This is a genomic window from Burkholderia sp. MSMB1459WGS (assembly GCF_001534535.1).
Lineage (GTDB): Bacteria > Pseudomonadota > Gammaproteobacteria > Burkholderiales > Burkholderiaceae > Burkholderia.
In genome coordinates this window covers 1-3,884 of record NZ_LPMU01000028.1, presented here as the reverse complement: position 1 = coordinate 3,884, position 3,884 = coordinate 1, and the positions used below count along the sequence as shown (strand labels likewise).

Below are 3,884 nucleotides of genomic sequence, written 5' to 3'. Positions count from 1 at the left end.
CCGACCAACCTGCACGTGAACCAGGCGCTGTTCCCGCGCGACACGGTGCAGTCGCGCCTGCCGGATCCGGAATGGCTCGAGCGCTGGCTCGACGAGCAGATCCGTTTCGACGGCGAGTGGGAGAAGAAGGTCGTCGAGCGGATCCTGCACAACCTGTCGATCCTGTTCGAGCGCACGTTCGCGACCGCGCAGGAGCTGAACCGCTACCGTCGCGAAGTGACGGCGCGGGTCAATGGCGCGGTGGACAACCCGTAGCGGATCGACACATCCGGCTGTCGCGGTGCAGGCCGGATTCCGGCCGACATGTGAACGCCCTCTACGCCGACCGGCGCTGCCGGCCGGCGGATTATTCATTTCCGGAAATAATCGCTTCATCAGTTTCTGAAATCGGATGGTGAGCTGGAATTTCATGTGTTTAGTATTTGTTAATAAACATAGAATTCCGGATTTAATTGAATTTTTTGTGTCTGTTGCAGGCAATTTGTCTTTCGCAATCCGGAAAACAAAATGGAAAAGTCGGCAAATTGAAATTGAATCGTAGGCTTCGGGTTTCGTCTCCGTCTATACGGAGAAACCGCTGCGATGGCAGCGAATTTGGCGGAAAATCGGCTGTTTTTGCGGGAATTTATCGAACCTGTCGAGTCCTCGATTAGTTTGCATATTAATTTACAAAATCACAACCGGATAATGTTCATGTAAGCGTAGTGGTGCGATGAAAATCGATAGATAAATACAAGTGTCACGATTGAAAATAAGAATGATATGTATCCATGCTTCAATATAAAATCGTTTCCGAATCCAAATAGGAGAGACGAGTCAGGGAGACGAACGGCAACTTGCCTGTCGATGGGTGCAACTTTGAGGCGGCGGTATGGCTAATGTGAGATTGGCAAAGCGATTGAGAAGTCTGCCTTCGCTGGATTTCCTGAGAGGCTTCGAATGCGCGGCGCGCCATTTGAGCTTCACGCGTGCGGGGCAGGAATTGAACGTCACGCAATCGGCCGTGAGTCGGCAGGTCAAGGCGCTCGAAGAGCAGCTCCGGATCGAGCTTTTCCACCGGCACATTCGTTCGTTGACGCTGACCGACAAGGGGCGCGAGCTGTACGACGCGATCTCGTTCGCGTTGTCCGACCTGGAATCGGTGGTCGGCAAGCTGTCGTCGAGTGTCGGCCAGCGCGCCATCTCGTTGTCGACCACCGTCTCGTTCGCCGCGCTGTGGCTGATTCCGCGTCTCGGTTCGTTCCGCGCCAGCTATCCGGACATCGACGTGCGCGTGTCCGCAACGAGCGAAATTGAAGATCTTAAACGCAAACGTTTGCACCTGGCCGTGCGCTATGCAGGCCCGTATACGTCGACCGACGAGACGGACGTGCTGTTTCGCGAGCGTGTCGTGGCGGTGTGCAGCCCGAGCCTGATGACGGCGGCGGGCGACGCCGCGTCGATGAAGCCGGCCGATCTCGACAAGCACGTGCTGCTGCATCTCGACGACCCGCGCGGCGAATGGCCGTGGCATGGATGGAGCCATTTGCTGAAGGAACTCGGCGTGCCGCGGCTGCGGCCGGCCGGCGCGCTGCACTTCAGCCAGTACGATCAACTGGTCCAGGCCGCGGTCGACGGGCACGGCATCGCAATCGGAAGGCGGCCGCTGGTCGACGGGCTGCTGAAGCAGGGGCGGCTCGTCGAGCTGTTCCCGCACTGCACCGTTGCATCGGGCAGCTACGTCCTCGTGCAGAACCCCGATGCGTGCAACGAATTCGACATCGCGGTACTGACCAACTGGCTGCTCGAACAAGCGTGTCACCCGCTCGCGACGGAGCAGGACACCGCCGGCAGCAACGTGGTGCCGATGTATCGCGTGGGATAACACGGCGCCCCGATAGCGTCGTGCGCGGTGTCATGCGCGGCACCTGCGACCTGTGCGATGATGCGCCGCTTCGCGTTCGTCGCAGAACGCCGCCGACCGCGGCGCCCGTTTCCGGGCCACCGCCGAGTCCTGACATTCGGAGACAGCATGCCCGCACACAGCATCCAGCGCAGTACCCTGCATTACCACGATCACGGCGCCGGTTTTCCGGTGCTGCTCGGGCACAGCTATCTGTGGGACGCGACGATGTGGGCGCCGCAGATCGACGCGCTGTCGCGCAGGTATCGCGTGATCGTGCCGGACCTGTGGGGGCACGGCGAATCGGGCGCGCTGCCGGACGGCACGCACACGCTCGACGATCTCGCCGCGCACGCGAGCGCGCTGCTCGACGCGCTGGACATCGAACAGTGCGCGATCGTCGGGCTCAGCGTCGGCGGCATGTGGGGCGCACGGCTCGCGTTGCGCGAGCCGCAGCGCGTGCGCTCGCTCGTGATCATGGACGCGTCGCTCGAGGCCGAGCCCGATGCGACGCGCACGCGCTATTTCGGGATGCTCGACGCGATCGAGGCCGCGGGCCGCATCGCGCCGCCGCTGCTCGATGCGATCGTGCCGCTGTTCTTCCGGCCGGATGTCAACCTCGACGATCCGGTGCCGACGGCGTTTCGCCATGCGCTCGCGAACCTGCCCGCCGACCGGCTGCGGCAATCGATCGCGCCGCTCGGCCGGCTGATCTTCGGCCGGCCCGACACGCTGCCGGCACTCGCCGAACTCGATGCCGCACGCACGCTGCTGATGTGCGGCGCGGGCGACATGGCGCGCCCGCCGTCGGAAACCGTGAAGATGGCGAGCGTGATCGGCTGCGCGCATGCGCTGGTGCCCGACGCCGGCCATATCTCGAACCTGGAGAATCCCGCGTTCGTCACGCGCACGCTGCTCGACTGGTTCGACGCGCAGCAACTGCCGTCGAACTGACGGTCACGCGAACGGCGACGCGCGCGGGCCGCGCGGCGCCGCATCGACCCGCGTCACGCGCGCTCGCTGACCGGCGTGAACTTCCGGTCGCGCACACGCGCTTCGTCGGCACCGCCGCGCACGAGGCTCAGCGCTTCCGCGCGGCTCGCCACGCACGGCCCGGAGCCGGGCAGCGGCCGGCGCGCGGTCTCGCGCAACGCGAGCACCGACACGATGCCGATGAACGACGCGCCCATCAGGTAGTACGCGGGCATCATCAGGTCGCCGGTGCGATCGACCAGCCATGCGGCGACGAGCGGCGTCGTGCCGCCGAACAGCGACACCGACACGTTGAAGCCGATCGCGAGCGCGCCGTAGCGGATGCGCGTCGGGAAGAGGGCAGGCAGCGCCGACGGCATCACGCCCGTGAACGTCGACAGCAGGATGCCGTAGATCAGCATCCCGCCGAAGATCGGCAGCATGCCGCCGGTGCGGATCAGCATCAGCGCCGGCACCGACAGCGCGAGCAGGCCCACGCAGCCGGCCATCATCACCGGCTTGCGGCCGACCTTGTCCGACAGGTGCCCGGCGTACAGCGTCATCGGCATCATCAGCACCATCACGAGCAGCACCATGAAGAGCCCGTGCGATTCGCGAACGTGCAGCGTCGTGGACAGGTAGCTCGGCAGGTACGACAGCGCCATGTAGTCGGTCACGTTGAAGATCAGCACCAGGCCGACGCATTGCAGCAGCGGCTTCCACTGTTCGACGAGCAGCGTCGCGAAGCGCTGCTTCGGCCGCGCGCGTTCGTCCGCTTCGCGTGCTTCGGCCTCCTTCCTGAATGCCGGGGTTTCCTCGAGCTTGAGCCGCACGTAGAGGCCCACGAGGCCGAGCGGGCCGGCGATGAAGAACGGCACGCGCCAGCCCCACGACAGCAGCGCGTCCTGCGACAGCGTGGCCGTCAACAGCGCGACCGTGGCCGCGCCGAGCGTATAGCCGATCAGCGTGCCGAATTCGAGGAAGCTGCCCATGAAGCCGCGGCGCTTGTCGGTCGAGAACTCGGCGATGA

3 protein-coding genes and 1 pseudogene are annotated in these 3,884 nt (G+C 64.2%); 3 read left to right on the top strand and 1 reads right to left on the bottom strand.

Annotated features, from left to right (window positions below; translation table 11 throughout):
- From WT97_RS12600 to WT97_RS12590, 3 genes and pseudogenes are all read left to right on the top strand, one after another.
- Positions 1-255, top strand: a pseudogene (locus tag WT97_RS12600) (ferritin-like domain-containing protein); the annotation flags it as partial.
- Positions 256-871: 616 nt separating this feature from the next.
- Positions 872-1,864 carry a LysR substrate-binding domain-containing protein gene (locus tag WT97_RS12595; RefSeq protein ID WP_060036964.1) on the top strand — a complete coding sequence of 331 codons (993 nt, stop codon included), beginning with the start codon at positions 872-874 and terminating at the stop codon, positions 1,862-1,864.
- 147 nt (positions 1,865-2,011) lie between these two features.
- A complete protein-coding gene (locus WT97_RS12590; RefSeq protein WP_060353548.1) occupies positions 2,012-2,836 on the top strand; it encodes an alpha/beta fold hydrolase in 825 nt (274 codons plus the stop codon).
- A gap of 53 nt (positions 2,837-2,889) precedes the next feature.
- Here WT97_RS12590 and WT97_RS12585 read toward each other — a convergent pair.
- On the bottom strand, positions 2,890-3,884 hold a 995-nt coding region (locus WT97_RS12585; protein WP_060353547.1), incomplete at its 5' end, for an MFS transporter.